The 23,302-nt window shown below is 64.8% G+C and carries 22 protein-coding genes and 2 tRNA genes; 13 read left to right on the top strand and 11 right to left on the bottom strand.

What is annotated here, in order from left to right:
• Positions 1–126: 126 nt before the first annotated feature.
• Positions 127–573 carry an RrF2 family transcriptional regulator gene (locus FG91_RS02530; protein ID WP_037511473.1) on the top strand — a complete coding sequence of 149 codons (447 nt, stop codon included), beginning with the start codon at positions 127–129 and terminating at the stop codon, positions 571–573.
• Positions 574–627: 54 nt separating this feature from the next.
• On the opposite strand, the gene FG91_RS02525 is transcribed toward FG91_RS02530, so the two are convergent.
• A tRNA-Ala gene (locus FG91_RS02525) sits at positions 628–703 on the bottom strand.
• Positions 704–837: 134 nt separating this feature from the next.
• Positions 838–1,161 carry a TIGR02300 family protein gene (locus tag FG91_RS02520; protein WP_037511471.1) on the bottom strand — a complete coding sequence of 108 codons (324 nt, stop codon included), beginning with the start codon at positions 1,159–1,161 and terminating at the stop codon, positions 838–840.
• A 125-nt stretch (positions 1,162–1,286) separates the two neighbouring features.
• On the opposite strand from FG91_RS02520, the gene aroA reads away from it, so the two are divergent.
• The 4 genes from aroA (at position 1,287) to FG91_RS02500 (ending at position 5,711) form a co-directional block, all read left to right on the top strand.
• On the top strand, positions 1,287–2,615 hold the full coding sequence (aroA, locus tag FG91_RS02515) for a 3-phosphoshikimate 1-carboxyvinyltransferase (protein WP_037511468.1): 1,329 nt from the start codon (positions 1,287–1,289) through the stop codon (positions 2,613–2,615).
• On the top strand, positions 2,612–3,241 hold the full coding sequence (locus FG91_RS02510) for a (d)CMP kinase (RefSeq protein WP_037511465.1): 630 nt from the start codon (positions 2,612–2,614) through the stop codon (positions 3,239–3,241). The genes aroA and FG91_RS02510 overlap by 4 nt, the downstream gene beginning before the upstream one ends.
• A gap of 275 nt (positions 3,242–3,516) precedes the next feature.
• Positions 3,517–5,229, top strand: a complete 1,713-nt coding sequence (rpsA, locus tag FG91_RS02505; protein ID WP_037511462.1) for a 30S ribosomal protein S1 — start codon at positions 3,517–3,519, stop codon at positions 5,227–5,229.
• 203 nt (positions 5,230–5,432) lie between these two features.
• Positions 5,433–5,711: an integration host factor subunit beta gene (locus FG91_RS02500; protein ID WP_037511459.1), complete on the top strand. Its 279-nt coding sequence runs from the start codon at positions 5,433–5,435 to the stop codon at positions 5,709–5,711.
• A gap of 132 nt (positions 5,712–5,843) precedes the next feature.
• Here FG91_RS02500 and FG91_RS02495 read toward each other — a convergent pair whose 3' ends face one another.
• Both FG91_RS02495 and FG91_RS02490 read right to left on the bottom strand, forming a co-directional pair.
• A complete protein-coding gene (locus FG91_RS02495; RefSeq protein WP_037511456.1) occupies positions 5,844–6,611 on the bottom strand; it encodes an ABC transporter permease in 768 nt (255 codons plus the stop codon).
• The gene (locus tag FG91_RS02490; protein ID WP_037511453.1) at positions 6,608–7,555 is read right to left on the bottom strand and encodes an ABC transporter ATP-binding protein; all 948 of its coding nucleotides are present in this window, start codon (positions 7,553–7,555) and stop codon (positions 6,608–6,610) included. Before FG91_RS02490 ends, FG91_RS02495 begins: the two co-directional genes overlap by 4 nt.
• An 89-nt stretch (positions 7,556–7,644) precedes the next feature.
• Between FG91_RS02490 and FG91_RS02485 the strand changes: the two genes are divergently transcribed.
• The 5 genes from FG91_RS02485 (at position 7,645) to FG91_RS02465 (ending at position 13,347) form a co-directional block, all read left to right on the top strand.
• A tRNA-Leu gene (locus tag FG91_RS02485) sits at positions 7,645–7,730 on the top strand.
• A gap of 45 nt (positions 7,731–7,775) precedes the next feature.
• Positions 7,776–9,113, top strand: a complete 1,338-nt coding sequence (locus FG91_RS02480; RefSeq protein ID WP_200878385.1) for an alpha/beta hydrolase family protein — start codon at positions 7,776–7,778, stop codon at positions 9,111–9,113.
• Between the two features lie 85 nt (positions 9,114–9,198).
• Positions 9,199–10,692, top strand: a complete 1,494-nt coding sequence (locus tag FG91_RS02475) for an ABC transporter substrate-binding protein (RefSeq protein WP_037511449.1) — start codon at positions 9,199–9,201, stop codon at positions 10,690–10,692.
• 42 nt (positions 10,693–10,734) lie between these two features.
• Positions 10,735–11,157, top strand: coding sequence for a DUF4112 domain-containing protein (locus tag FG91_RS02470; RefSeq protein WP_037511446.1), 423 nt, complete (start codon positions 10,735–10,737; stop codon positions 11,155–11,157).
• Positions 11,158–11,232: 75 nt separating this feature from the next.
• Positions 11,233–13,347, top strand: a complete 2,115-nt coding sequence (locus FG91_RS02465) for a prolyl oligopeptidase family serine peptidase (protein ID WP_037511443.1) — start codon at positions 11,233–11,235, stop codon at positions 13,345–13,347.
• 12 nt (positions 13,348–13,359) lie between these two features.
• Here the strand turns inward: FG91_RS02465 and FG91_RS02460 are convergent, their stop codons facing one another.
• The 7 genes from FG91_RS02460 to cyoA are packed head-to-tail and all read right to left on the bottom strand — an operon-like array spanning position 13,360 to position 20,153.
• Positions 13,360–13,905 carry a response regulator transcription factor gene (locus tag FG91_RS02460; RefSeq protein WP_037511440.1) on the bottom strand — a complete coding sequence of 182 codons (546 nt, stop codon included), beginning with the start codon at positions 13,903–13,905 and terminating at the stop codon, positions 13,360–13,362.
• Complete coding sequence (locus FG91_RS02455; RefSeq protein ID WP_037511437.1) at positions 13,902–15,209, bottom strand: ATP-binding protein; 1,308 nt, start codon at positions 15,207–15,209, stop codon at positions 13,902–13,904. The genes FG91_RS02460 and FG91_RS02455 overlap by 4 nt, the downstream gene beginning before the upstream one ends.
• A complete protein-coding gene (locus FG91_RS02450; protein ID WP_037511434.1) occupies positions 15,209–15,910 on the bottom strand; it encodes an SURF1 family protein in 702 nt (233 codons plus the stop codon). The genes FG91_RS02455 and FG91_RS02450 overlap by 1 nt, the downstream gene beginning before the upstream one ends.
• Positions 15,907–16,317 (bottom strand): cytochrome o ubiquinol oxidase subunit IV, encoded by a 411-nt coding sequence (gene cyoD, locus FG91_RS02445; RefSeq protein WP_037511432.1) that lies wholly within the window; start codon positions 16,315–16,317, stop codon positions 15,907–15,909. The genes FG91_RS02450 and cyoD overlap by 4 nt, the downstream gene beginning before the upstream one ends.
• Complete coding sequence (cyoC, locus tag FG91_RS02440; protein ID WP_037511430.1) at positions 16,314–16,940, bottom strand: cytochrome o ubiquinol oxidase subunit III; 627 nt, start codon at positions 16,938–16,940, stop codon at positions 16,314–16,316. Before cyoC ends, cyoD begins: the two co-directional genes overlap by 4 nt.
• A 4-nt stretch (positions 16,941–16,944) precedes the next feature.
• Positions 16,945–18,954, bottom strand: a complete 2,010-nt coding sequence (gene cyoB, locus FG91_RS02435; protein ID WP_037511428.1) for a cytochrome o ubiquinol oxidase subunit I — start codon at positions 18,952–18,954, stop codon at positions 16,945–16,947.
• A 17-nt stretch (positions 18,955–18,971) separates the two neighbouring features.
• Positions 18,972–20,153 (bottom strand): ubiquinol oxidase subunit II, encoded by a 1,182-nt coding sequence (gene cyoA / locus FG91_RS02430; protein WP_037511427.1) that lies wholly within the window; start codon positions 20,151–20,153, stop codon positions 18,972–18,974.
• Between the two features lie 169 nt (positions 20,154–20,322).
• On the opposite strand from cyoA, the gene FG91_RS02425 reads away from it, so the two are divergent.
• The 3 genes from FG91_RS02425 (at position 20,323) to FG91_RS02415 (ending at position 23,262) form a co-directional block, all read left to right on the top strand.
• Positions 20,323–21,648 carry an MFS transporter gene (locus tag FG91_RS02425; protein WP_037511424.1) on the top strand — a complete coding sequence of 442 codons (1,326 nt, stop codon included), beginning with the start codon at positions 20,323–20,325 and terminating at the stop codon, positions 21,646–21,648.
• 10 nt (positions 21,649–21,658) lie between these two features.
• Entirely contained in the window at positions 21,659–22,153 is a 495-nt protein-coding gene (locus FG91_RS02420; RefSeq protein ID WP_037511420.1) for a YdeI/OmpD-associated family protein, read from the top strand.
• Positions 22,154–22,488: 335 nt separating this feature from the next.
• Positions 22,489–23,262, top strand: coding sequence for a FadR/GntR family transcriptional regulator (locus FG91_RS02415; protein ID WP_235211909.1), 774 nt, complete (start codon positions 22,489–22,491; stop codon positions 23,260–23,262).
• Positions 23,263–23,302: the final 40 nt, after the last annotated feature.

Raw genomic sequence — 23,302 nt, 5'->3', positions numbered from 1 at the left:
GATGCCGGGCCACCATGCGACCTTTATAGGGGTGGTTCATGCCACCCGCTGTGATTTTCATCAACTCTGCAACTTATGTCATCCAGACAGGTTGAATTAAGGCTGAATATGTCACAGTAACGCCCCATGCTTTCGCAAAAAACCCGCTATACGATCCGCGCGTTCCAGCATCTTGCCGACCATTGGGGCAAGGGGCAGGTGCAGCTCGCGGATATTGCGGAGGCGCAGAATATCCCGCCCAAATTCCTGACCGTGATCCTCTCCGAAATGGCGCGCGAGGGCCTACTCATCTCGCAGCGCGGGCGCGACGGCGGCTATCAGCTTGCCCTGCCCCCGATCGACATCAGCTATGGCGACCTTGTCCGGCTGACGCGCGGCTCGCTCGCGCTCGTCCCGTGCGCGGCGCGCAACGCGCACGAACATTGCAAGAATTGCCTGCCCGAATCCGAATGCCGGCTGCGCAGCCTGATGTTGAAAGTCCGCGACGACACCGCGTCGATCCTCGACCGCATCACGCTCGCTGACCCGATCGCGCTCGAACCCGTGTTCGACAAGGAAGAAGCGGCCGAATAGCCGCCAGCCCACCGCGCAACAAAAAAGGCCCGCTTTCGCGGGCCTTTTTTGTAATGGTGGAGCCTAGCGGGATCGAACCGCTGACCTCCTGCATGCCATGCAGGCGCTCTCCCAGCTGAGCTAAGGCCCCGTACCATTTCATCGTGTCGCCCTCGCCAATATGCTTGGCTGCTGCGACCGGGACGCCGCCTTTAGCAGCGCCGCCGAGTGATGCAAGGGGCCAAATGCATCTTGCGATGCCTTTTTGGTCCCTCGCGGAAAAAATCAGGTTTCGACGTCTTCGTCGTCGCCTGTCGCAACGCCCAGATCGTCATCGCCGCCGAGGTCGACGTCATTGTCGGGCGAATCGCTATCCTCGTCGACATCGACGTCCAGATCCAGATCCTCGTCGACGCCTTCTTCCTTGGCGACCTTGCCGGGCTTTTCGATCTGCTCGAACGGCATCGGCTGCTTCGATTTCAGCACCGATTCCGGAATCCAATTGTAACCGCAATTGATGCAGTTCACCGGATCGTCCTTGGTCAAATCATAGAATCGGGTTGCGCATTTCGGGCAGCTACGCTTCGTGCCCCATTCAGCCTTGATCATATATGCCTCGTAACCCTTTGGAAACAGGATAGAAATATCGGAAGAGCGACGGGGCTTGAATAGCTATCCGTCAAATCGGCGTGCGCCTTGCCAGATTGCAAGGCCGCTGTCAAAAGCCGCACGCCATGACCGATCAAACCGCCACGCCGCGCAGCTTTTCCGCTTCCGTTCCGCTCAAAGGTAGGATCGCGATTCCGGGCGACAAGAGCATCTCGCACCGCTCGCTGATGCTCTCCGCGCTCGCCGTCGGGGAAAGCCGCGTCACCGGTCTGCTCGAGGGGCATGACGTGCTCGCCACCGCCGCCGCGATGCGCGCGATGGGCGCCACCATCGAGCGCCAGGACGACGGCGAATGGCGCATCCACGGCGTCGGGGTCGGCGGACTGCTTCAGCCGCGCGAAGCGCTCGACATGGGCAACAGCGGTACCTCGACACGCCTGCTCATGGGCCTTGTCGCGAGCCACCCGATCACCACGACCTTCGTCGGCGATGCCAGCCTGTCGGGCCGCCCGATGGGCCGCGTCATCGATCCCCTCAGCCAGATGGGCGCCGACATCAGCGCCTCGCCCGGTGACCGCCTGCCGCTGATGGTGCGCGGCCTCGCGCCCGCCATCCCCCTTTCCTATCGCTTGCCGATGGCCTCGGCGCAGGTAAAGAGCGCGGTACTGCTTGCAGGTCTCAACACGCCAGGCATTACCGAAGTGATCGAGCCCGTCCCGACCCGCGACCATAGCGAGCGCATGCTCAAGGGTTTCGGTGCCGACCTGACCGTCGAATTGGGCGCCGACGGCACGCGCTATATTCGCATCCGCGGCGAGGCCGAGCTGAAGCCGCAGACGATCACCGTCCCGGGCGACCCTTCGTCGGCCGCCTTCTTCATCGTCGCCGCGCTTCTCGTTCCGGGGTCGGACGTCACCATCGCCAATGTCGGCCTCAACCCGACCCGCGCTGGGCTGGTCGAGGTGCTGCAACAGATGGGCGGCGACATCGAACTGCTGGACGCCCGCGAAGTCGGCGGCGAACCCGTCGCCGACCTCCGCGTCCGCCACAGCGCGCTCAAAGGCATCGCCGTCGACCCCGCCATCGTGCCGAGCATGGTCGACGAGTTCCCGATCCTGTTCATCGCCGCCGCGCTCGCCGAGGGCCGCACCGTCACGACCGGGCTCGACGAGCTGCGCGTTAAGGAAAGCGACCGCATCGCGGTGATGGCGGCCGGGCTCAAGGCGATCGGCGCGCGCGTCGAAGAAACCGAAGACGGCCTGATCATCGACGGCACCGGCGGCGCCCCGCTTCCGGGCGGCGCCACCATCGCGGGGCATCTCGATCACCGCATCTGCATGAGCTTCGCCGTCGCCGGTCTAGCCAGCAAGGCGCCGGTGACGATCGACGACATCGCCCCCGTCGCGACCAGCTTCCCCAATTTCGAGCAACTGCTCGCCGGGCTTCAGCAATGATCATCGCGGTCGACGGCCCCACCGCATCGGGCAAGGGCACGATCGCCAAGGGGCTCGCCAAACATTACGGCCTGCCCGTGCTCGACACCGGGTTGCTCTATCGCGCGGTGGGTTACCAGACGCAGCTCAACCATGGCGATGCCGACAACGCCGCGGACGCGCTCGCCGCGTGCGACTTTCCGGACAGCCTGCTAGACGATCCTGCGCTGCGCTATGAAACCACTGGCGGGCTCGCCAGCCGCGTGTCGATCCATCCCGCCGTGCGCGACGCGCTGTTCCAGCGGCAGGTCGATTTTGCGGGCCAGCCCGGCGGCGCAGTGCTCGACGGGCGCGACATCGGCACCGTCATCGCGCCGCACGCCGATGCCAAGCTGTTCGTCACCGCCAGCGCCGAGGAACGCGCGCGCCGCCGCCATGCCGAGATGCTCGCGCGCGGCGTCGACGTCGGCTTCGATGCCGTGCTCGCCGACGTTCACGCCCGCGACGCGCGCGACACCGGCCGCGCCAACGCGCCGCTCCTTCGGGCCGAAGACGCCATGCTGCTCGACAACACGGGCATGGATAAGGACGCCGCCCTCGCCGCCGCCATCGCGTTCGTCGAAGAGCGCCGGAAGGCGCGCGGCTAGAACAGGCTTTCCGCCTTGCTTCGGCAGGGTTTGCGGACTATATGCGCGCCGTCCGACGGGCTTTATTGCAGGTCGAGGCATGGACCGACCGCCGCTCGAACCGAGCGTCGGGCGCGATGGGACACACCCGCCGCGCCCATTTTGCTTTGTCCATGACTCGCCGGCAACCGGCTCGAAGGATGCTGCGCCCTGCATCCGGCAGGCGTGGCGGATCGGCCACAAGACCAGCGGAACCAACCGCTTGGCCGGAACAGATGAAGTAAGGAATATCCACTATGGCCACTACGGCTTTCCCGACGCGCGACGATTTCGCCGCGATGCTCGATGAATCGCTTGGTGGTGCCGACGGCGGCTTTGAAGGCCGCGTCGTCAAGGGCACCGTGACCGCGATCGAAAACGACCTGGCAGTGATCGACATTGGCCTGAAGAGCGAAGGCCGCGTGCCGCTTCGCGAATTCGCGATGCCGGGCCAGAAGGCCGACATCAATGTCGGTGACGAAGTCGAAGTCTATGTCGACCGCGTCGAAAACGCCAATGGCGAAACCATGCTGTCGCGCGACCGTGCTCGCCGCGAAGCCGCGTGGGACCGCCTGGAAGAAGAATTCAACAAGGAAGCCCGCGTCGAAGGCGTCATCTTCGGCCGCGTCAAGGGCGGCTTCACCGTCGACCTCGGCGGCGCCGTGGCGTTCCTTCCGGGTTCGCAGGTCGACATCCGCCCCGTGCGCGACGTCGGCCCGCTCATGGACCTGCCGCAGCCCTTCCAGATCCTCAAGATGGATCGCCGCCGCGGCAACATCGTCGTGTCGCGCCGCGCCATCCTCGAAGAAACGCGCGCCGAACAGCGCTCGGGCCTGATCCAGAACCTGGAAGAAGGTCAGATCATCGAAGGCGCCGTCAAGAACATCACCGATTATGGTGCGTTCGTCGACCTCGGCGGCATCGACGGCCTGCTCCATGTCACCGACATGAGCTACAAGCGCGTCAACCACCCGAGCGAAGTCATCAACATCGGTGACAATGTCCGCGTCCAGATCATCCGCATCAACCGCGACACGCAGCGCATCAGCCTCGGCATGAAGCAGCTCGAAAGCGATCCGTGGGAAGGCGTCGCCGCCAAGTACCCCGTCGGTGCGAAGCTGTCGGGCACCGTCACGAACATCACCGATTACGGCGCGTTCGTCGAACTCGAAGCCGGCATCGAAGGCCTGGTCCACGTCAGCGAAATGTCGTGGGTCAAGAAGAACGTCCACCCCGGCAAGATCGTTTCGACGAGCCAGGAAGTCGACGTCATCGTCCTCGAAGTCGACAGCGACAAGCGCCGCATCTCGCTTGGCCTCAAGCAGGCTCAGTCGAACCCCTGGGGCGCGTTCGCCGAAACCCACCCCGTGGGCTCGGTCGTCGAAGGCGAAGTCAAGAACGCGACCGAATTCGGTCTGTTCGTCGGCCTGCCGGGCGACGTCGACGGCATGGTTCACATGTCGGACATCGCTTGGGGCATCTCGGGCGAAGAAGCGCTGCACCTCCACCGCAAGGGCGAGGCCGTGCAGGTCGTCGTTCTCGACGTCGACGTCGAGAAGGAACGCATCAGCCTCGGCATCAAGCAGCTTGAAAAGGGTGCTCCGGCCGTTGGCGGCGGCACCGCCGCTGCCGGTTCGGTGAAGAAGAACGACGTTATCACCGTCACCGTCCTCGAAGTCCGCGACAACGGCCTCGAAGTTCAGGCTGGCGAAGATGGCGCCACCGGCTTCATCAAGCGCGCCGACCTTGGCCGCGACCGCGACGAACAGCGCGCCGAACGTTACCAGGTCGGCCAGAAGTTCGATGCGATGGTCATCGGCTTCGACCGTTCGAAAAAGCCGAACTTCTCGGTCAAGGCGATGCAGATCGCCGAAGAGAAGGAAGCCGTCGCTCAGTACGGTTCGTCGGACTCGGGTGCATCGCTCGGCGACATCCTCGGCGAGGCGCTGAAGGCCGGCAAGAAGGATTAATTTCCTCCTTCCGCCGTCAGGCGAAACAAAGGCCCGCAGAGTGTCCCTCTGCGGGCCTTTTTCGTGTCGCGATATATTTTGATCAAACAAGGATTCGTGATACCTTCTCCGCGCGTTGGGAGGGGTCTCACGCACAATTGACCGGCAACGACCGGGACCCGCTTCGGCGGGGAATGCGTGACTGTATATATTAGGGGAAGCACATGATCCGGTCAGAACTGGTTCAAAAGATCGCGAGCGAAAACAGCGATTTGCGGGTCGATGAAGTCGAGCGCATCGTCGACACTTTCTTCGATTCCATCGTCGATCAGCTCGCCTCGGGCGGGCGTGTCGAACTGCGTGGCTTCGGCGCCTTCTCCACCCGGTCGCGCGAATCGCGCACCGGCCGCAACCCCCGGACGGGCGCGGCGGTCGACGTGAAGGCGAAAAACGTGCCCTATTTCAAACCGGGCAAGGAAATGCGCGAACGCCTGAACGGCTAATTTCGCGGCCTAAGGCCGCTGGAAAGGCTGTGTGCCCCCGCGAAGGCGGGGGCCCATCTCCAGACAGTGCCATTTTGAACCGGCAGGAGATGGATCCCCGCCTTCGCGGGGATACAGAAACCTTTGATCCGCTCAGTTCTTGAGCCGGTATCCGGTGCGGAACATCCAGAAGATGACGCCCAGGCATAGCGCTAGGAAGAGCGTCACCGCGCCCATGCTGACTTCGATCCCGACATCGCCCTTGCCGAAGAAGGTCCAGCGGAACCCGCTGATCAGGTAAACGACGGGGTTGAACAGCGTGACCGTCCGCCACGCCGCGGGCAGCATGTCGAGCGAGTAGAACGCGCCGCCCAAAAAGGTCAGCGGATAGATGACGAGCATCGGGATCACCTGAAGCTGCTCGAAGCTCTGCGCCCAGATGCCGATGATGAAGCCGAACAGGCAGAAGGTCACCGCCATCAGGATCATGAACGCCGCCATCAACAGCGGGTGCGCGACCTGCACATCGACGAACAGGTGCGCGGTCGCGAAGATGATCGACCCGATGATCACCGACTTCGTCGCCGCCGCGCCGACATAGGCGATCACCGTTTCCAGCGGCGACAGCGGCGCCGACAGCATTTCGTAAATCGTCCCCGTCCATTTGGGCATATAGATGCCGAACGAGGCGTTGCTGATGCTTTCGGTGAACATCGTCAGCATCATCAGCCCGGGCACGATGAACGCGCCATAGGGGACGTTGCTGACCTCGGTCATCCGGCTGCCGATCGCCGATCCGAACACGACGAAATAGAGTGCCGTGGTGATCACCGGCAGCATCAGGCTGGTCCAGAAGGTGCGCCCGAAGCGCGCCATTTCAAAGGCGTAGATCGCGCGCACGCCGCGCCAGTTCGCGGTCATGCGGCTTCTCCCTTTGCGCCGTTCGATTCGTGCACCAGCCCGACGAAAATATCCTCGAGCGAGCTTTGCCGCGTGTGCAGATCCTTGAACTGGACCCCGATGTCGGTCATCCGCCGCAGCAGCGAGGGCACGCCGGTCGCCTCGGCCTGGCTGTCGAACTCGTACACGAGCTCGTGCCCATCGCCCGCGAGCGCAAGTTTCCAGTCGGCAAGTTCGGCGGGCACCGCCTCCAGTTGGTCGGCCAGATTGAGCGTCAGCGTCTTGCGTCCCAGCTTCTTGATCAGCGCATCCTTCTGCTCGACCAGGATCAACCGCCCGCCGGTGATCACCCCCACCCGGTCGGCCATTTCCTCGGCCTCCTCGATATAATGGGTGGTGAGGATGATGGTGACGCCGCGCTCGCGAAGGCCTCGTACCATGTTCCACATGTCGCGGCGCAGCTCGACGTCGACCCCCGCGGTCGGTTCGTCGAGGAACAGGATTTCGGGCTCGTGGCTGAGCGCCTTGGCGATCATCACGCGGCGCTTCATGCCTCCCGACAATTCCATGATCTTCGAATCGCGCTTGTCCCACAAGGACAGGTCGCGCAGCAGCTGCTCGATAAACGCGGGGTTGCGCGGCTTGCCAAACAGCCCGCGCGAGAAACTCACCGTCGCCATCACCGTTTCGAACGCGTCGGTGTGCAATTCCTGCGGCACCAGCCCGATCATCGTCCGCGCCGCGCGATAGCCCTGCGCATGGTCGTGCCCGCCGACCGTCACCGTTCCCGCGCTCGCCGTCACGATCCCGCAGACGATGCTGATCAGCGTCGTCTTGCCCGCGCCGTTCGGCCCGAGCAGCGCGAAAATCTCGCCCTTGTTGATGGAAAGGTCGACATCGCTTAATGCTGTGTGACCGCTCTTATATGTTTTTCCGAGGCCGGAAATTTCGAGGACTGCTGTCATTACATGGGTCTAGCCGAGCCGTCCGGGCACGGGAAGCGCCAAACATCGCTTGACCTCCATGAACCCATCGGCTTGACCCTCCACATCATGCGGACGTGGCGAAATCGGTAGACGCAGCAGACTTAAAATCTGCCATCCTCTGGGTATGCGGGTTCAAGTCCCGCCGTCCGCACCATCAATGGAGAAAATGCGCATGTTCACGGTGGGGCGACGGAAAAAATTGAAAATCAAGTGGATGCGCGGTGCGACCGTCGCTGCGCTGGCTGCCATGGGCTTGACCAACCCGGCCGCGGCCGCCGTCGATTCCGAATGCGCTCTCGGGACATATCGCCTCGCCGACGGAGGCCTGATCGACGTCGCGACGGCGGGTGAAGCGTCGCTGCGCTGGCGCAACCTCGACGGCAAAACCGGCGAACTGAAACGCGAAGGCGACCATTGGGCGAGCACGCTCGGCTGGACCGGACGCCCCGACGGGATGCAGGTTCGCTTCGACTGCGCGGCGGACAGCGTCCAGTTCGGCGACCGCACCGCCCGGCGCATCGCCCTCGAAAAGCACGAAACGAGTTTCACCAGCCATGGCGCGACGCTCGTCGGACGCCTTGTCCTGCCGCCGGGCGATGACCCCGTTCCGATCGTGGTGTTGCTGCATGGCGGCGAGTTCGATTCGGCACGCGACTTCAACTCGCTCCAGCGCATCCTTCCCGCCGCCGGCGTCGGTGCCTTTGTTTACGACAAGCGCGGCACCGGCAAATCGGGCGACAAATATACGCAGGACTTTTCGCTCCTCGCCGACGACGCCGTCGCGGCGCTCGCCGAGGCGCGCCGACTGGCGGGACCGCGGGGTAACCGCTTCGGGTTCCAGGGGCCGAGCCAGGGCGGCTGGATCGCACCGCTTGCCGCCAACCGTTCGAATGTCGACTTCCTGATCGTCAGCTTCGGCCTCGCGGTATCGGTCGCCGACGAGGATCGCGAGGCGATCGCATTCCAGATGGGCCTCAAAGGCTATGGCCCCGACGTCATCGCCAAAGCGCAGGAACTCGGCGCCGCCGTGACGCGGATATTCGCCAGCGGCATGGTCGACGGGATCGACGAATTTGACGCCGTGCGCGCCCGTTATCGCGGCGAACCCTGGTTCAAGGATGTTTATGGCAACTACACCCATCTCGCCCTTGGCATGACTGCGGATGACATCCGGACGAAGGGACAGGCCTATAACTTCGGCACGCCCGTCCACTACGACCCGATGCCGACGCTGCGCGCGGTGAAGGTGCCACAGCTTTGGGCGCTGGGCGGGATGGACATCGATGCCCCGGTGGGTGAAACCTCGCGGCGCATCGGCACGCTGATCGCCGCCGGACAGCCGATCACCCTCGCCGTCTTCCCCAAGGCCGAGCATGGAATGACCGAGTTTGAGACGGCGCCCGACGGTCAGCGCCTTTCGACCCGTTTCACCCCGGACTATTTTCGTCTGCTGATCGATTATGCCAAGGGCGGCAAGCTCGCCGGCGCCTATGGCGACGCCGCGATCACCTATCCGGCGTCCAGTCCCGCCGACTGATCGATTCAATCGGCGCCGCCTATTCCGCTTTCGGCACGGATGGCTATGATCGGCGGCGCGGATCGGAAAGGGAGATGACCGGAAAATGAGGGCAAGAGGCATCGGCTCGCGCGTGGGCGCGACAGCGCTGCTCGCTCTTGCCCTCGCGAGCTGTGGCCTGTTCGGCGAGCGCGGCCCGGTCAAGATCGCTGCCATCGGCGCGCTCAACCCCGCGGCAACGCCGCTTGGCGGCGAGCTGTCGTCCGCCAATGCCGCGCTCCTCGACGCGACCTCGCAGGGGCTGGTCCGCTATGACGGCGAGGGTCAGATCGACACCGGCCTCGCCGATCGCTGGACCGTCACCACCGATGGGCGGAGCTATATCTTCCGCCTTCGCGAAGCCAAATGGACCAACGGGCGCAAGGTCACGGCCGAGGATGTCGCCGCGATCCTGCGCTCCTATCTGGCCCCCGCCAGCCGCCACGTCCTGAAAAATGACTTTCCCGAGGTCGAGACGATCAAGGCGATGACCGACACCGTGATCGAAATCCGCCTTTCGGTGCCGCAGCCCGCGATCCTCGAACTGCTCGCGCAGCCCTCGATGGCGATCGTCAACAAGGGCATGGGCTGGGGACCGATGCGCGCGCGCAGAATCGGCCGCGCGGTGCTGCTCTCGCCCGTCCCCGATCCGCTCGCCGAGGATCCCGAGGCGGCCGAAGCCGCCGCGAACGACCCCGCCGCGTCGATCGAGCTGGTTGGCACATCGCCCGCGGGCGCGCTCGCGCGGTTCAAGAACGGCTATGCCGATGGCGTCATCGGCGGCCGTTTTTCGACCCTGCCCTATTTCGCCGCCTCGAACATCGGCCGTTCGCGCCTCGTCGTCGATCCGGTCCCCGGCCTGTTCGGCCTGTCGTTCGTCCGCGCCGAGGGTTTCCTCGCGGTCGACGCCAACCGCGACGCGCTCGTCCGCGCGATCCGGCGCGAGCGGCTGATCGAGGCGTTCGGGCTCTCCGAATGGCAGCCGCAGGTCACGCTTCGTCCCTCACTCTATGCGCGCGATGGCGGCCCCGCGCCGCTCGTCCCCACTTGGGCCGAATATGACGAGGCGTCGCGCCTCGCACAGGCGAAGCGCGTGGTCGATGCCTGGCGCGGCGCCGGGCGCGCGATCGAGCCGCTGCGCATCGCCGTCCCCGACACACCCGGCGGGCGCATCCTCTTCGCCTATGTCTCCGCCGATTTCAAAGCGATCGGGGTGCCGAGCCAGCGTGTCCCGATGGCGTCGACCGCCGACCTCCGCCTGATCGACGAAGTCGCGCCGAACGACGACGCGCTATGGGCGCTGCGCCGCCTGTCGTGCCGCCGCGACACGCTCTGCAACCGCGAGGCGCAGGAACTGATCGACCAGGCGACGGCGAATATCGACGCCGGCCAGCGCCGGGTGCAGGTGAGCGAGGCCGAGGCGGTGCTGCGGCGCTATGCCCCCTTCATTCCGCTCGCGACGCCGCTCCGCTGGTCGGTCGCGTCGCAGCGCCTGACGGGCCTCCGCGCGAACGGCCGCGCGCAACACCCATTGAATCATGTGATCGCCTTACCTAACTAATACAGTGGCGCTGCAACTTCGAGCGCTTGTGAAAGGACCCCGATGGCCCCTTCGACGCCCAATCCCGACGCGATCTTCGACGCGCTGATTTCCAATCGCAACGACCCCGCCGCGCTCCGCAAGCGCGTCGAGACGCTCGAAGTCCTGCTCGAACGCAGCTTTATCATCCCCGGCATCAACCGCCCCGTCGGCCTCGACGCGATCGTCGGCCTCGTCCCCGTCGTCGGCGACGTGATCGCCGCGACGATGGGCGCCTATCTGATCTGGGAAGCGCGCAACCTCGGCATGCCGAAGTGGAAGATCTGGCGCATGGTCGGCAATCTCGGCGTCGACACCGCGCTCGGCGCGATCCCGCTCGTCGGCGACGCGTTCGACTTTTTCTTCCGCTCGAACACGCGCAATCTCAAGATCATCAAGAAGCATCTCGACAAGCATCACCCGGGCACGATCATCATCGACCAATAGGCGCGTCGCCTCCTTCCCTTGGGGTGTCTAATGCTGCTAGCACAGCGCCTCCACACCCCAGGGGAGACTTTCCGAATGATCCGCGCCAGCCTTGCCGCGCTTGCCCTCAGCTGTTCGATCACCGCCGTCGCCACCGCCGCGCCGCAAGACAAGGACCCGTACCTCTGGCTTGAGGATATTGAGGGCACAAAGGCACTCGACTGGGTCAAAAAGGAAAATGCGGCAACCGACAGGCTGATCACCGGCCGCCCGGGCTTCGAGGCCGACCGCAAGCGCGCGCGCGAAATCCTCGACGACGACCGCCAGATCGCGATGCCCGGCGAGGTCATGGGCGAAACCATCACCAATTTCTGGCGCGACGCCAACAATCCCCGCGGCATCTGGCGCCAAAGCCCGCTCGACGCCTACCTTGCCGGCAAGCCCGTCTGGACGACGCTGATCGACGTCGACGCGCTCGGCAAGGCCGAAAAGCAGAGCTGGGTATGGCACGGCGCCGACTGCCTCGCCCCCGATTACAAGCGCTGCCTCGTGTCGCTGAGCCCCGGCGGCACCGACGCCGACGTCGTCCGCGAATGGGACCGCACGACCAAAAGCTTCGTGAGCGACGGCTTCACGCTGCCGCAGGCGAAGAGCAGCGTGACGTGGGAAAATGCCGACACCCTGCTCGTCGCGACCGATTATGGCGCGGGCAGCATGACCGCGTCGGGCTATCCGCGCATCGTCAAGCGCTGGAAACGCGGCACGCCGCTCGCGTCGGCCGAAACCGTCGCCGAGGGCGAGCATGAGGACGTCGGCATGAACGTCTTCGCCTTCACCGACGGCGACAAGCGCTGGCCGATGATCAGCCGCGGCAAGACCTTCTACACCGCCGACATCAAGCTGCCGAACATCGACGGCTCGCGCTATATCTCGACGATCGTTCCCGACACGGCGAGTGTACGCGACGTCGTCGACGGACAGCTCATCATCTTCCTCAACAAGGATTGGGCGAATATCCCCGCGGGTTCGCTCGTCTCCTTGTCGCTCGCCGACATGTCCGCCGACCGGCAGGTGCCGATCGTCACCGCGATGACCCCGACAAAGGCACAAGCGATCGAAAATGTCTCGGCGACCGACAATATCCTGTGGGTCAAGGCGCTCGACGATGTCGAGGGCAAGCTGTTCGCGCTCCGCCGCGATCCCGCGAGCGGCCAATGGAGCCAGAAGGAGGTCGCGCTCGCCGACAAGGCGACCGTGACCATCGCCGGGACGATCGGCAAGCGCGATACCGTCCTTGCCACCGCCGAGACGATGCTGATGCCGCCGACGCTCTACGCCGTCGGCGAAACCGGCGCACCGCAAGCGGTGCAGAGCCTGCCCGCGACCTTCGATGCGAAGGAAATGCTCGTCGAAAAGCGCTTCGCGACCTCGAAAGACGGCACGAAAATTCCATATTTCCTCGTTCGCAAGAAATCGGACAGCGAGGCGCCGGTTGCCGCGCTGATCCATGCCTATGGCGGCTTCCGCGCCGCGCAGACGCCGGGCTATCTCACCGGCCAGCCGTACCGCGCGGGCCCGCTCGGCCTGTTCTGGGTCGAGGATGGCAACGCCTATGTCCTCGCGGGCATCCGCGGCGGCGGCGAATATGGCCCCGCCTGGCACCAGGCGGCGCTGCGCGAAAAGCGTCAGGCGAGCTTCGACGACCTCCACGCGGTCGCCGAGGATCTGGTCAGGACCGGCGTCAGCGCAAAGGGCAAGATCGCGATCTCGGGCCGCTCGAACGGCGGCGTGCTCGTTGGCGCGGCGATGACGCAGCGCCCCGACCTCTATGGCGCGGTAATCTCGGGCTCGCCGATCAAGGATATGTGGCGCTACGACAAGATGCTCGCGGGCGCCTCGTGGGTTGCCGAATATGGCGATCCCGACGTGCCCGAGGATTGGGCGTTCCTGTCGAAATATTCGCCCTATCAGAACATCCGCAAGGGCGTGAAATACCCGCCGACCTTCCTCTACCTCTCGACCAAGGACGACCGCGTCCACCCCGGCCATGCACGCAAATATGCCGCGCGGCTGATGGAGAACGGCAACCGCGTCTATTATCACGAATATCTCGAGGGCGGCCACTCGGTCGGCGCCGATCATGCCGAGGATGCGGTGCGCGCCGCGATGCTCCACGGCTTCCTGCTGCGCGAACTGGTCGAGAAGAAATAGCGGCGCCGCAGCTCAGCGAATCTGCCGTTTCTCCAGCTTTCGCGCCAGCGTGCGCCGGTGCATCCCCAGCCGGCGCGCGGTTTCCGAAATGTTGAAATCGGTCTCGACCAAAATCTGGTGGATATGCTCCCACTCGACGGTCTTGATCGACGACTGGCGGTCGCCCACCGGCGTTTCGGCATTGCCCTCGGCGCGGTCGAACGCCGCCTCGATGTCGTCGGTGTTCGACGGCTTCGCGAGATAATAGGAGGCGCCGAGCTTGATCGCCTCGACCGCGGTCGCGATGCTCGCAAAGCCGGTGAGTACGACGATCCGCATCGTCGCATCGCTCGCGCGCAGCGTCTGTACGCACGCGAGCCCCGACGCGCCGCCCAGCTTCAGGTCGACGACCGCATAGCCGGGCCGGAACGCCGTGAGCAGCGCATCCATCTCCTCCGGGCTATGCGCGACCTCGACCGCATAGCCGCGCCGCTCGAACGAGCGTTTCAGCGTCCGCGCGAAGGTTTCGTCATCCTCGACGATCAGCAAGCGTCGCCCGCTATCCTCGACCTCGGTCATGCCTTCTCTCCATCGGGCCGTGCCAGGGCCGAAATAGGCAGGAATATCCGGACGAGCGCGCCGCCCACGTCGCGATTGGACACGCTCGCGCCACCGCCAAGCTTACGCAGCACATTGACGAGCAGGAACAGGCCGAGCCCGCCGCCGGGGCGGCCCTTGGTCGAGCGGTAGGGCTGGCCGAAATTCTCCAGCATCTCCGGGCTGAAGCCCGGGCCTTGATCGGCGATCTCGATCACCAGCATGTCGCCGTCACGCGACGTCGTGAAGCGCGTCCAGTCGGGCGACACCTCGGCCGCGTTATCGAGCACGTTGCCGATCACCTGTCGCAGCGCGGGGTCCGATACGATCGCGACATCGGCACCGAAGCGGTCGTTGAATTCGACCGTGCCGGGGCGGCGCACCGCACGCGTGTGCGCGACGATCTCGTTGAACGAGGCGCGCATCGTCGTCAGTTGCGGCGCCTCGCCGCGCGCTTCGCCCGCCGACATCAAAATGCCGCTGACGATCGCCTTGCAGCGCTGCACCGCCGCGTCCATGTCTGCGAGATCCTCCTGCATCTCGCGATCCTTCGCGAGCCGCGGCGCCGCCTTCCAGTCCCCGATCAGCACCGACAGCGTCGACAGCGGCGTCCCGAGTTCGTGCGCCGCGCCCGACGCGAGCAGCCCCATCCGCACGATATGGTCTTCCTCGGCCGCGCGCTGGCGGCTCGTCGCGAGCGCCGCGTCGCTGTCGCGCAGGTTGCGGTTGATCCGCGTGACAAAGGCGACAAACAGCACCGCGATCAGCAGGAAGCACACGAAGCTGCCCTTCAGATACAGCCCCATCGGATCGGCGGCATAGGCGGGCGGCAGCACGAGCGGCGTCGGATCGACGCGCAAGGCCGCGAGCGCCGCCAAGGCCGCGACGACGATCGCCCATGACGAGCGCGGGGTGAGCAGGATAGCCCCGATCACGACCTGCAGCAGGAACAGCGAGGCGAAGGGATTGGCGAGCCCGCCGCTATGATGCAGCTGCCACCCGAGCGCCGCGACGTCGAACAGCAGCACCGCGGTCAGCTCGGCATTGGTCACCGCACGCCCGCGGCGGAGCAAGGCGATGCTCGCGAAGTTGATCGCGATCAGCACCATGATCGCGGCGAGCAGGGGCGCGTGCGGCAGCGCGATGCCCATCGGTCCGCTGACGATCCCGATCGTCGCGAGCTGGCCCCCGACCGCGATCCAGCGCAGCTGGATCAGCAGCGTCATGTTGCGGCGACCGGCGGGCGCCCTCGAAGGCGTGGTCGGCGGGAGGGTCGGGCGGGTCATCAATCGCGAATACGCCACAGCCGCCATGCAAAAAAGAGGCTGAGCGCACAAAGCGCAAACCAGGTCAGCGCATAGACCAGATGATTGTCGGGAAAGCGCACGATGGTCAGCCCGCCGACCGGATAGCCGCCGGGGTTAGGCTTCGCGTCGGCATCGACGAAATAGGGGGCGGTGTTGCCGAGCCCCCTCGCCTTCGCGATCGCCGCGACATCGCGCGAAAACCAGCGGTCCGCCGCCGCGTCGTTCGAGCGAAGGAAGGCGCCGCCGGGCTCGGTGACGCGCAGCAGCCCGATCACCATCACCGGCCCCGCGACATTGCCCGCCGCCCGCGTCTTCGCCTCGCGCCGGTCCTTCGGAACGAAACCGCGATTGACGAGCAGCGTGAACCCCGGCGTTTCAAGTGGGGTTAACACCCAGAAGCCCGGTCCGCGGTCGGTCACCGCCTGAACGAGCGTCTCGCGATCATGCCTGAACTGCCCGGTTGCCGTCACGCGGCGATAGGCATCATCCTTTGCGTCGACCGCATCCCACGCACCCGGCCCCGGAGCAGCCACCGGCGCCGCATGAATGCGCGCCTCGACCGCCGCGACCAGCTCATGCTTCCACACGCGCCGTTCGAGCTGCCAGACGCCGAGCGCCGCGAGGCCGATCGCCGCGATCAGCGCCGCCGCGGCAAAGGCCGCGCGGCGGGAGCGTGTCACGGCACCTGACCCGTCGTCGTACTCGCCGTCTGGCTCGTCGGCTCGTGCGGCATCGGCATCATATTGGTGTTGAGGTGGTGCATCACCCACAGCGAGCCCGCGAGCATGATCACGACGACGATCACGGTGAAGATCAGCGAGGTCAGCGACCAGCCGCCCTCGGCCTTCGGCGTCATATGAAGGAAAAAGACCATGTGAACGACGATCTGGACGACCGCAAAACCCATGATGATCGCGCCCGTCGCGCCGGCGCTCAATGGCATCGTCATCACCAGCCAGAAGGGGATGGCGGTCAGGATCACCGACAGGACAAAGCCGATGACATAGTCGCGCATCGACGCGTGCGGCATCTCGATCTCGTGAGGACCGTCGTGCGCGTGGGCGGTGGCGTGCGGATCGCGGCTCATCGCAGCACTCCCATCAGATAGACAAAGGTGAAGACGCCGATCCACACGACGTCGAGGAAGTGCCAGAACATGCTGAGGCACATCACGCGGCGCTTGTTCGCGGCGATCAGCCCGTGCTTCGACAGCTGGAACATCAAGGTCACCAGCCAGATAATGCCGAAGGTGACATGCAGCCCGTGCGTGCCCACGAGCGTGAAGAAGCTCGACAGGAAGGCGCTGCGCTGTGGCGTCGCGCCGATCTCGATCAGATGGTGGAATTCGTAAAGCTCGATCCCGAGGAAGGCGAGCCCGAACAGCGCGGTGACCGCGAGCCAGATCTGCACGCCCCGTACCTTGCCCTGCTGCATCTGCAGCACCGCAAAGCCGTAAGTGATCGACGAGAAGAGCAGCATCGCGGTGTTGAGCGCGATAAGCTTCAGGTCGAACAGATCCTTCGGCGCCGGGCCAGCGGCATAGCTGCCCCCGAGCACGGCGTAGCAGGCGAAGAGGATCGCAAAGATGAGGCAGTCGCTCATCAGATAGATCCAGAAGCCCAGCATCGTGCTGTGCCCCTCGGGATGCGCATGTTCGTCGAGGTCGTAGAACTGGACGGGCGCGTCGGCGGCTATCGTCTTGGCACTCATCGCATCAGGCTCCGGCCGCCAGCTGGCGGGTGCGCGCTTCCTCGACCGCGGTGACCGTCGCCGCCGGGATATCGAAATCGCGCTTGTAGTTGAAGGTGTGATAGATCGCGCCGACGATCGTCGCGGCAAAGCTCAGCGCGACGAGCCACCAGATGTGCCAGACCAGCGCGAAACCCATGACGAGGCAGAAGCCCGACAGGATGATCCCCGTGCCGGTGTTGCTCGGCATGTGGATGTCGCGATAGCCGTCCACCGGCCGCTGGTGCCCGCGCTTCTTCATGTCGTACCATGCGTCGAGGTCGTGGATCACCGGCGTGAAGGCGAAATTATAGTCGGGCGGCGGCGAGCTGGTCGCCCATTCGAGCGTGCGGCCGTCCCACGGATCGCCGCCGGTTTCGTCGCGCAGCTCCTTGCGGCGCCAGATGCTCACCGCGAACTGGACCAGCATGGCGCCGATGCCCGCGGCGACGATCAGCGCGCCGATGCCCGCGATCACGAACCAGATCTGCAGGCTCGGGTCGTCGAACACGCGCATCCGCCGCGTCACGCCCATCAGGCCAAGGATATAGAGCGGCGTGAAGGCGACCCAGAAGCCGACGACCCAGCACCAGAAGCTGACCTTGCCCCAGAACACGTCGAGCTTGTAACCGAAGGCCTTGGGCCACCAATAGTTGATCGCCGCGAACAGGCCGAACAATACGCCGCCGATGATCACGTTATGGAAATGCGCGATCAGGAACAGCGAGTTGTGGAGCACGAAGTCGGCGGGCGGCACCGCGAGCAGCACGCCGGTCATGCCGCCGATGACAAAAGTCAGCATGAAGGCGACCGTCCACATCATCGGCAGCTCGAAGCGGATCCGGCCGCGGTACATGGTGAACAGCCAGTTGAAGAGCTTCGCCCCCGTCGGGATCGAAATCACCATGGTCGTGATGCCGAAGAAGCTGTTGACGCTCGCGCCCGACCCCATGGTGAAGAAATGGTGCAGCCAGACGAGGTACGACAGGATCGTGATGCAGATCGTCGCATAGACCATCGAGGTGTAACCGAAGAGCCGCTTGCCCGAGAAGGTCGAGGTGACTTCGGAGAAGACACCGAACAGCGGCAACACGAGGATATAGACCTCGGGGTGCCCCCAGATCCAGATCAGGTTCACATACATCATCGGCGATCCGCCGAGGTCGTTGGTGAAGAAGTTCGTTCCGACATAACGGTCGAGCGTGAGCAGCACGAGCGTCGCGGTCAGGATCGGGAAGGACGCCACGATCAGGATGTTCGCGCAGAGCGAGGTCCAGGTGAAGACGGGCATCTTCATCAGCCCCATGCCCGGCGCGCGCAGCTTCAGGATCGTGACGATCAGGTTGATGCCCGACAATGTGGTGCCGACGCCGGCTATCTGTAAGCCCCAGATATAATAGTCGACGCCGACATTGGGGCTGTAGGCGATGCCCGACAAAGGCGGATAGGCCAGCCAGCCGGTCTGTGCATATTCGCCGACGAAGAGCGAGATCATCGTCAGTACCGCGCCCGCGGTCGTCATCCAGAAACTGAAATTATTGAGGAAAGGGAAGCTGACGTCGCGCGCGCCGATCTGCAGCGGCACGACATAGTTCATCAGCCCGGTGATGAACGGCATCGCGACGAAGAAGATCATGATCACGCCGTGCGCGGTGAACACCTGGTCATAATGGTGCGGGGTCAGATAACCTTCGGACCCGCCGAACGCCATCGCCTGCTGAATGCGCATCATGATCGCATCGGCAAAGCCGCGCAGGAACATGATGAGCCCCAGGATCATGTACATGATCCCGATGCGCTTGTGGTCGACGGTGGTGAACCACTCGGTCCACAAATAGCCCCACAGGCGGAATTTGGTGATCAGGCCGAGCACGGCGATGCCGCCAAGGACGACGCCGATGAAGGTGACGACAAGGATCGGCTCGTGCAGCGGCAGCGCCTCGAGCGACAGCTTGCCAAGGATCGGGCCGGTTTCGGGTGCGGGATGCGGGGTCATGGGGATCTCGGCTCGGTTCAGGACATCGGGCGGGTGGCGGCGGGCGCGTTCAGCGCGGTGCGTTCGGGCTTGGCGGGATGCGGAAGCCCCTCGCCCTTCAGCATCGCCGGTGCGACCGGCTTCGCGTCGGGGCGGTCGTTCGACATCACCGGCGAGCTGCAAGCGGCCGCGACATAACGTATGCTCCAGCGCGCGGCGTCGACGGTCCCGCGCGCGGCGAACTTGTCATAGGTGACCTGCCGGACATTGCCGATCCCCGCGATGCCTGCGCCGCCCGCGGCGTCGAGCGACATCATGTCGTGCATGCACATCTTGCCGGGCTCGACGCACATGTTGACGACCGCGTCGAACAGCTGTGGATCGCTCGCCGCGAAGCGGCGGACCGGCTCCTTGTGCGTCGGCTTTTCGAGCTTCAGATAGGTATCGCGGCTGAGGTCGCCTTCGGCCGAAGCCTTGGCGGTCGCGACCCATTTGTCGAACTCGCCCGCGGGCAGGCTCTTCACCGCAAAGCGCATGTTCGAAAAGCCCCAGCCCGAATAATTGGCCGAAAAACCCTCAAACTCGCCGGTCTTGTCGAACACGCCGTGCAGCTTCGTTTCCATGCCCGGCATCGCGTAAATCTGCCCCGCGAGCGCGGGCACGTAAAAGCTGTTCATCACCGAAGAGGAGGAGATGCGAAAACGGACCGGCCGGTTCACCGGCAGCGCCAGCTCGTTGACCGTCGCGACGCCCTGTTCGGGATAGATGAACAGCCATTTCCAGTCGAGCGCGACGACCTGCACGTCGAGCGGCTTCACTTCCGCCGCGACGGGCTTGCCCGGCGCCGTGCGCGCAAGCGGGCGATAGGGATCGAGCAAATGCGTCGCGACCCACGTCACCGCGCCGAGGCAGATGATGATCAGGAGCGGCGCCGACCAGATGACCAGCTCGAGCTGCGTCGAATGATCCCAATCGGGCTTGTACGTCGCCTCCTTGTTCGACGCGCGATATTTCCACGCGAAGAAGATCGTCAGCCCCATCACCGGCACGATGATCAGCAGCATCAGCACGGTCGACAGGACGATCAGGTCGCCCTGCTGGCGCGCGACGTCGCCGGCGGGATCGAGCACGACCAGCCCGCAGCCCGACAGGAGGGGCAGCGCGGCGAGCAGCGGCAGAAGCCGCAATCGGGCGGGAAAACGGGGGAGATTGCTTGGCATGATGCGCGCCTAGGCCTCCTTTGTTGCACTGCACATAGGACATTTTGTCCAATCCCGCGACCGTCCATGATCGCGCAGGGGCATTTTCATTCGGGGTAATTTTGCCCTATGACCGACTCGTGCCGTCGCATCCTGTCCTGCGAACGGCGCCAGCTCAAGGATTGTTACCATGGCTGCCGATACCGTGCCCACCACCGAGGTCGAACGCGACGCCCGCGCCCTCCACGAAGACGGCCACCGCATCGACCCGGCCGAGATCGCGATCGGCGTCATCATCGGCCGCACCTCCGAATTCTTCGACTTCTTCGTTTATGCCATCGCGTCGGTGCTGGTGTTCCCGAAACTCGTCTTCCCGCACCTCGACCCGCTGACGGGCACGCTCTGGTCGTTCGCGATCTTCGCGCTCGCCTTTGTCGCGCGCCCGGTCGGCACGATCATCTTCACCGCGATCGACCGCGCCTATGGTCGCGGCGCCAAGCTCACCATCGCGCTGTTCCTGCTCGGCGGCTCGACCGCGGCAATCGCCTTTGTCCCCGGCTATGAAACGGCCGGCATCGGCGCCGCGCTGCTCCTCGCGCTGTTCCGCATGGGTCAGGGCGTCGCGCTCGGCGGTTCGTGGGACGGCCTCGCCTCGCTGCTCGCGCTCAACGCGCCCGAGAACAAGCGCGGCTGGTACGCGATGATCCCGCAGCTCGGCGCGCCGCTCGGCCTCATCGTCGCCAGCCTGCTCTTCATGTTCCTGATCGCGGCGCTCCCGGCCGAGGATTTCCTCGCGTGGGGCTGGCGCTATCCCTTCTTCGTCGCCTTCGCGATCAACGTCGTCGCACTGTTCGCGCGGCTGCGCATCGTCGTGACCCCCGAATATGCCGAATTGTTCGAGAATCGCGCACTCCAGCCCGCGCCCTTGCTCGAAACGGTGCGGTCGGAATGGAAGACGATCGTCATCGGCACCTTCGCGCCGCTCGCCAGCTTCGCGATGTTCCACATGGTCACCGTCTATCCGCTGTCGTGGGTGTTCCTGTTCACCGACGAAAGCCCGGTCCGCTTCCTGATGATCGAGGCGATCGCCGCGGTCGTCGGCGTCGGCTCGATTGTCGCCTCGGGCATGCTCGCCGACCGCGTCGGCCGCCGCACGCTGCTCGCGGTCACCGCCGCTGCGATCGCGGCGTTCAGCGGCTTCGCGCCGCAGTTGCTCGACGCCGGTCAGGCGGGCGAAGCGACCTTTATGATCCTCGGCTTCGCGCTGCTTGGCCTGTCGTTCGGGCAGTCGTCGGGCGCGCTCTCGTCGAACTTCCAGCCGCGCCACCGTTACACCGGTTCGGCCTTCACCTCCGACCTTGCGTGGCTGTTCGGCGCCGGCTTTGCGCCGATGGTCGCGCTCTGGCTGTCCAGCCAGTTCGGGCTGATCGCCGCGGGCGGCTATCTGCTCTCGGGCGCGATCGGCACGCTCGTCGCACTCTGGCTCAACCGCGAACTCGCGAGCACGATCGACTAACCGAGCACCCATGGAATTCAGCGCAAAGATCGAACTCCATGGCATCAATCCCTACGTCATGGTCAGCGCCGCACGGGCGCGGCGGATCAAGGCCGGCTGGAAAAAGCCCCTACCCGTCCTCGTCCAGGTGAACGGCCAGCCCGATCCCGCCTGGCGGATCAATATGATGCCGACGGGCGACGGGAGCTTTTACCTCTATCTCGACGGCGTCGTCCGCAAGGCCTCGGGCACCGATGTCGGCGACACGGTCGACGTGTCGCTTGCCTTCGATCCCGCCTACCGCGGCGGCCCGCAAGACGACATGCTGCCCGAATTTGCGGCGCGCCTTGATGAAGACGCCGGGGCCAAGGCCAGATGGGACGGCCTCGCGCCGAGTCTCAAGAAGGAAATTCTGCGCTACCTCGCCAATCTGAAATCGGACGCGGCAAGGCAACGCAACATCGATCGCGCCATCGGCGTCCTCGGCGGCGCAAAGGCGCGTTTCCTCGCGCGCGACTGGAACTGAGCGACGCGTCCCGCACGGCGACATCGCCGATGATATAATGCCCGGTCTATCGAGGATCGACCGATCCGATGTCCACTGGGAGGTGCTTGCCCTCTGCTAATATGCGGGTGACCTCCCCGCCTCGGTCGCACGATACGGACAATCCCGCGAGAAGCGGAGCGTAGGCAGCGAGCCTTCGGGATATGAACTCGGTGAAAAGTCGCACGCGCTTGGCCTTGCGCGTCTCGAGCATCTTTCTAAAATGAAATGAAATTATTTAAGTTGTCATATAACTTATAACTGGTAATGTGAGTCGGGTATGGCGCATCAAGCGCTGGCGGCGGGAGAATGGGCGCGTGAGGCAGGGCGGAACCGACGCTGTGCACGACGAGCGGCTGGCGCTTCGCAAGCGGCGGCCGTCGCTGGTCGACGCAGCCTGCGAACATATCCGCGCAAGCATCCTGTCCGGCGCAAACTGGCCCGGCTCGCAACTTCCCACCGAGGCGGAATTCGTCGACGTGCTGGGCGTGAGCCGGACGGTGGTCCGCGAAGCGGTCGCCCGCCTCGCCGCCGCCGGACTGGTCGAGGCGCGCCAAGGAAAGGGTCTCTTCGTCAGCGAGACCGCACGCTATCAGGCATTTCAGATCACGCGCGAAGAGGTCGAAAATCTCAGCGACGTGATCCAGTTGCTCGAGCTGCGGCTCAGCGTCGAAACCGAGATGGCCGCGCTGGCCGCCGAACGGCGCAGCGAGGTCGATGTGATGAGCATGCGCCAGCAGCTCAAGATCCTTGGCGAGGCGGCGATCGGCCTCGACGATTCGGTCAAGGCCGATGTCGAGTTCCACAACGTCATCGCGCGAGCCAGCAAGAACACCTATTACGCCAAGCTGATCGATTTCCTGGGCGTCCGCCTGGTCCCGCCGCGCTCGCTCTATCTGCGCCAGGGGCAAAGCTATGTCGGCGCGCGTTACAAGGCGGTGATCAGCGAAGAGCATGAGGCGATCCTCGACGCCATCATCCGCCGCGATCCCGACGCCGCACGGGTGGCGGCGCGGAGCCACATGAGCAGCAGCCTCAAACGGCACCGCGATCTGCAAGATTTCATGTCTTCCCACAGCCCGACGGGCTGAACCACACCAACATCAATGACCTGAAGGACAACTCAGGCAC

It is taken from the genome of Sphingopyxis sp. LC81, assembly GCF_000756375.1.
Lineage (GTDB): Bacteria > Pseudomonadota > Alphaproteobacteria > Sphingomonadales > Sphingomonadaceae > Sphingopyxis.
The sequence above is the reverse complement of the archived record's forward strand: the minus strand, read 5'-3'. Positions and strand labels throughout refer to the sequence as shown.

Bases quoted from the DNA above. Each gene is read 5' to 3' on its own strand.
- FG91_RS02530 (WP_037511473.1), top strand. From the start codon at position 127: ATGCTTTCGCAAAAAACCCGCTATACGATCCGCGCGTTCCAGCATCTT.
- FG91_RS02520 (WP_037511471.1), bottom strand. From the start codon at position 1,161: ATGATCAAGGCTGAATGGGGCACGAAGCGTAGCTGCCCGAAATGCGCA.
- aroA (WP_037511468.1), top strand. From the start codon at position 1,287: ATGACCGATCAAACCGCCACGCCGCGCAGCTTTTCCGCTTCCGTTCCG.
- FG91_RS02510 (WP_037511465.1), top strand. From the start codon at position 2,612: ATGATCATCGCGGTCGACGGCCCCACCGCATCGGGCAAGGGCACGATC.
- rpsA (WP_037511462.1), top strand. From the start codon at position 3,517: ATGGCCACTACGGCTTTCCCGACGCGCGACGATTTCGCCGCGATGCTC.
- FG91_RS02500 (WP_037511459.1), top strand. From the start codon at position 5,433: ATGATCCGGTCAGAACTGGTTCAAAAGATCGCGAGCGAAAACAGCGAT.
- FG91_RS02495 (WP_037511456.1), bottom strand. From the start codon at position 6,611: ATGACCGCGAACTGGCGCGGCGTGCGCGCGATCTACGCCTTTGAAATG.
- FG91_RS02490 (WP_037511453.1), bottom strand. From the start codon at position 7,555: ATGACAGCAGTCCTCGAAATTTCCGGCCTCGGAAAAACATATAAGAGC.
- FG91_RS02475 (WP_037511449.1), top strand. From the start codon at position 9,199: ATGAGGGCAAGAGGCATCGGCTCGCGCGTGGGCGCGACAGCGCTGCTC.
- FG91_RS02470 (WP_037511446.1), top strand. From the start codon at position 10,735: ATGGCCCCTTCGACGCCCAATCCCGACGCGATCTTCGACGCGCTGATT.
- FG91_RS02465 (WP_037511443.1), top strand. From the start codon at position 11,233: ATGATCCGCGCCAGCCTTGCCGCGCTTGCCCTCAGCTGTTCGATCACC.
- FG91_RS02460 (WP_037511440.1), bottom strand. From the start codon at position 13,905: ATGACCGAGGTCGAGGATAGCGGGCGACGCTTGCTGATCGTCGAGGAT.
- FG91_RS02455 (WP_037511437.1), bottom strand. From the start codon at position 15,209: ATGACCCGCCCGACCCTCCCGCCGACCACGCCTTCGAGGGCGCCCGCC.
- cyoD (WP_037511432.1), bottom strand. From the start codon at position 16,317: ATGAGCCGCGATCCGCACGCCACCGCCCACGCGCACGACGGTCCTCAC.
- cyoC (WP_037511430.1), bottom strand. From the start codon at position 16,940: ATGAGTGCCAAGACGATAGCCGCCGACGCGCCCGTCCAGTTCTACGAC.
- cyoB (WP_037511428.1), bottom strand. From the start codon at position 18,954: ATGACCCCGCATCCCGCACCCGAAACCGGCCCGATCCTTGGCAAGCTG.
- cyoA (WP_037511427.1), bottom strand. From the start codon at position 20,153: ATGCCAAGCAATCTCCCCCGTTTTCCCGCCCGATTGCGGCTTCTGCCG.
- FG91_RS02425 (WP_037511424.1), top strand. From the start codon at position 20,323: ATGGCTGCCGATACCGTGCCCACCACCGAGGTCGAACGCGACGCCCGC.
- FG91_RS02420 (WP_037511420.1), top strand. From the start codon at position 21,659: ATGGAATTCAGCGCAAAGATCGAACTCCATGGCATCAATCCCTACGTC.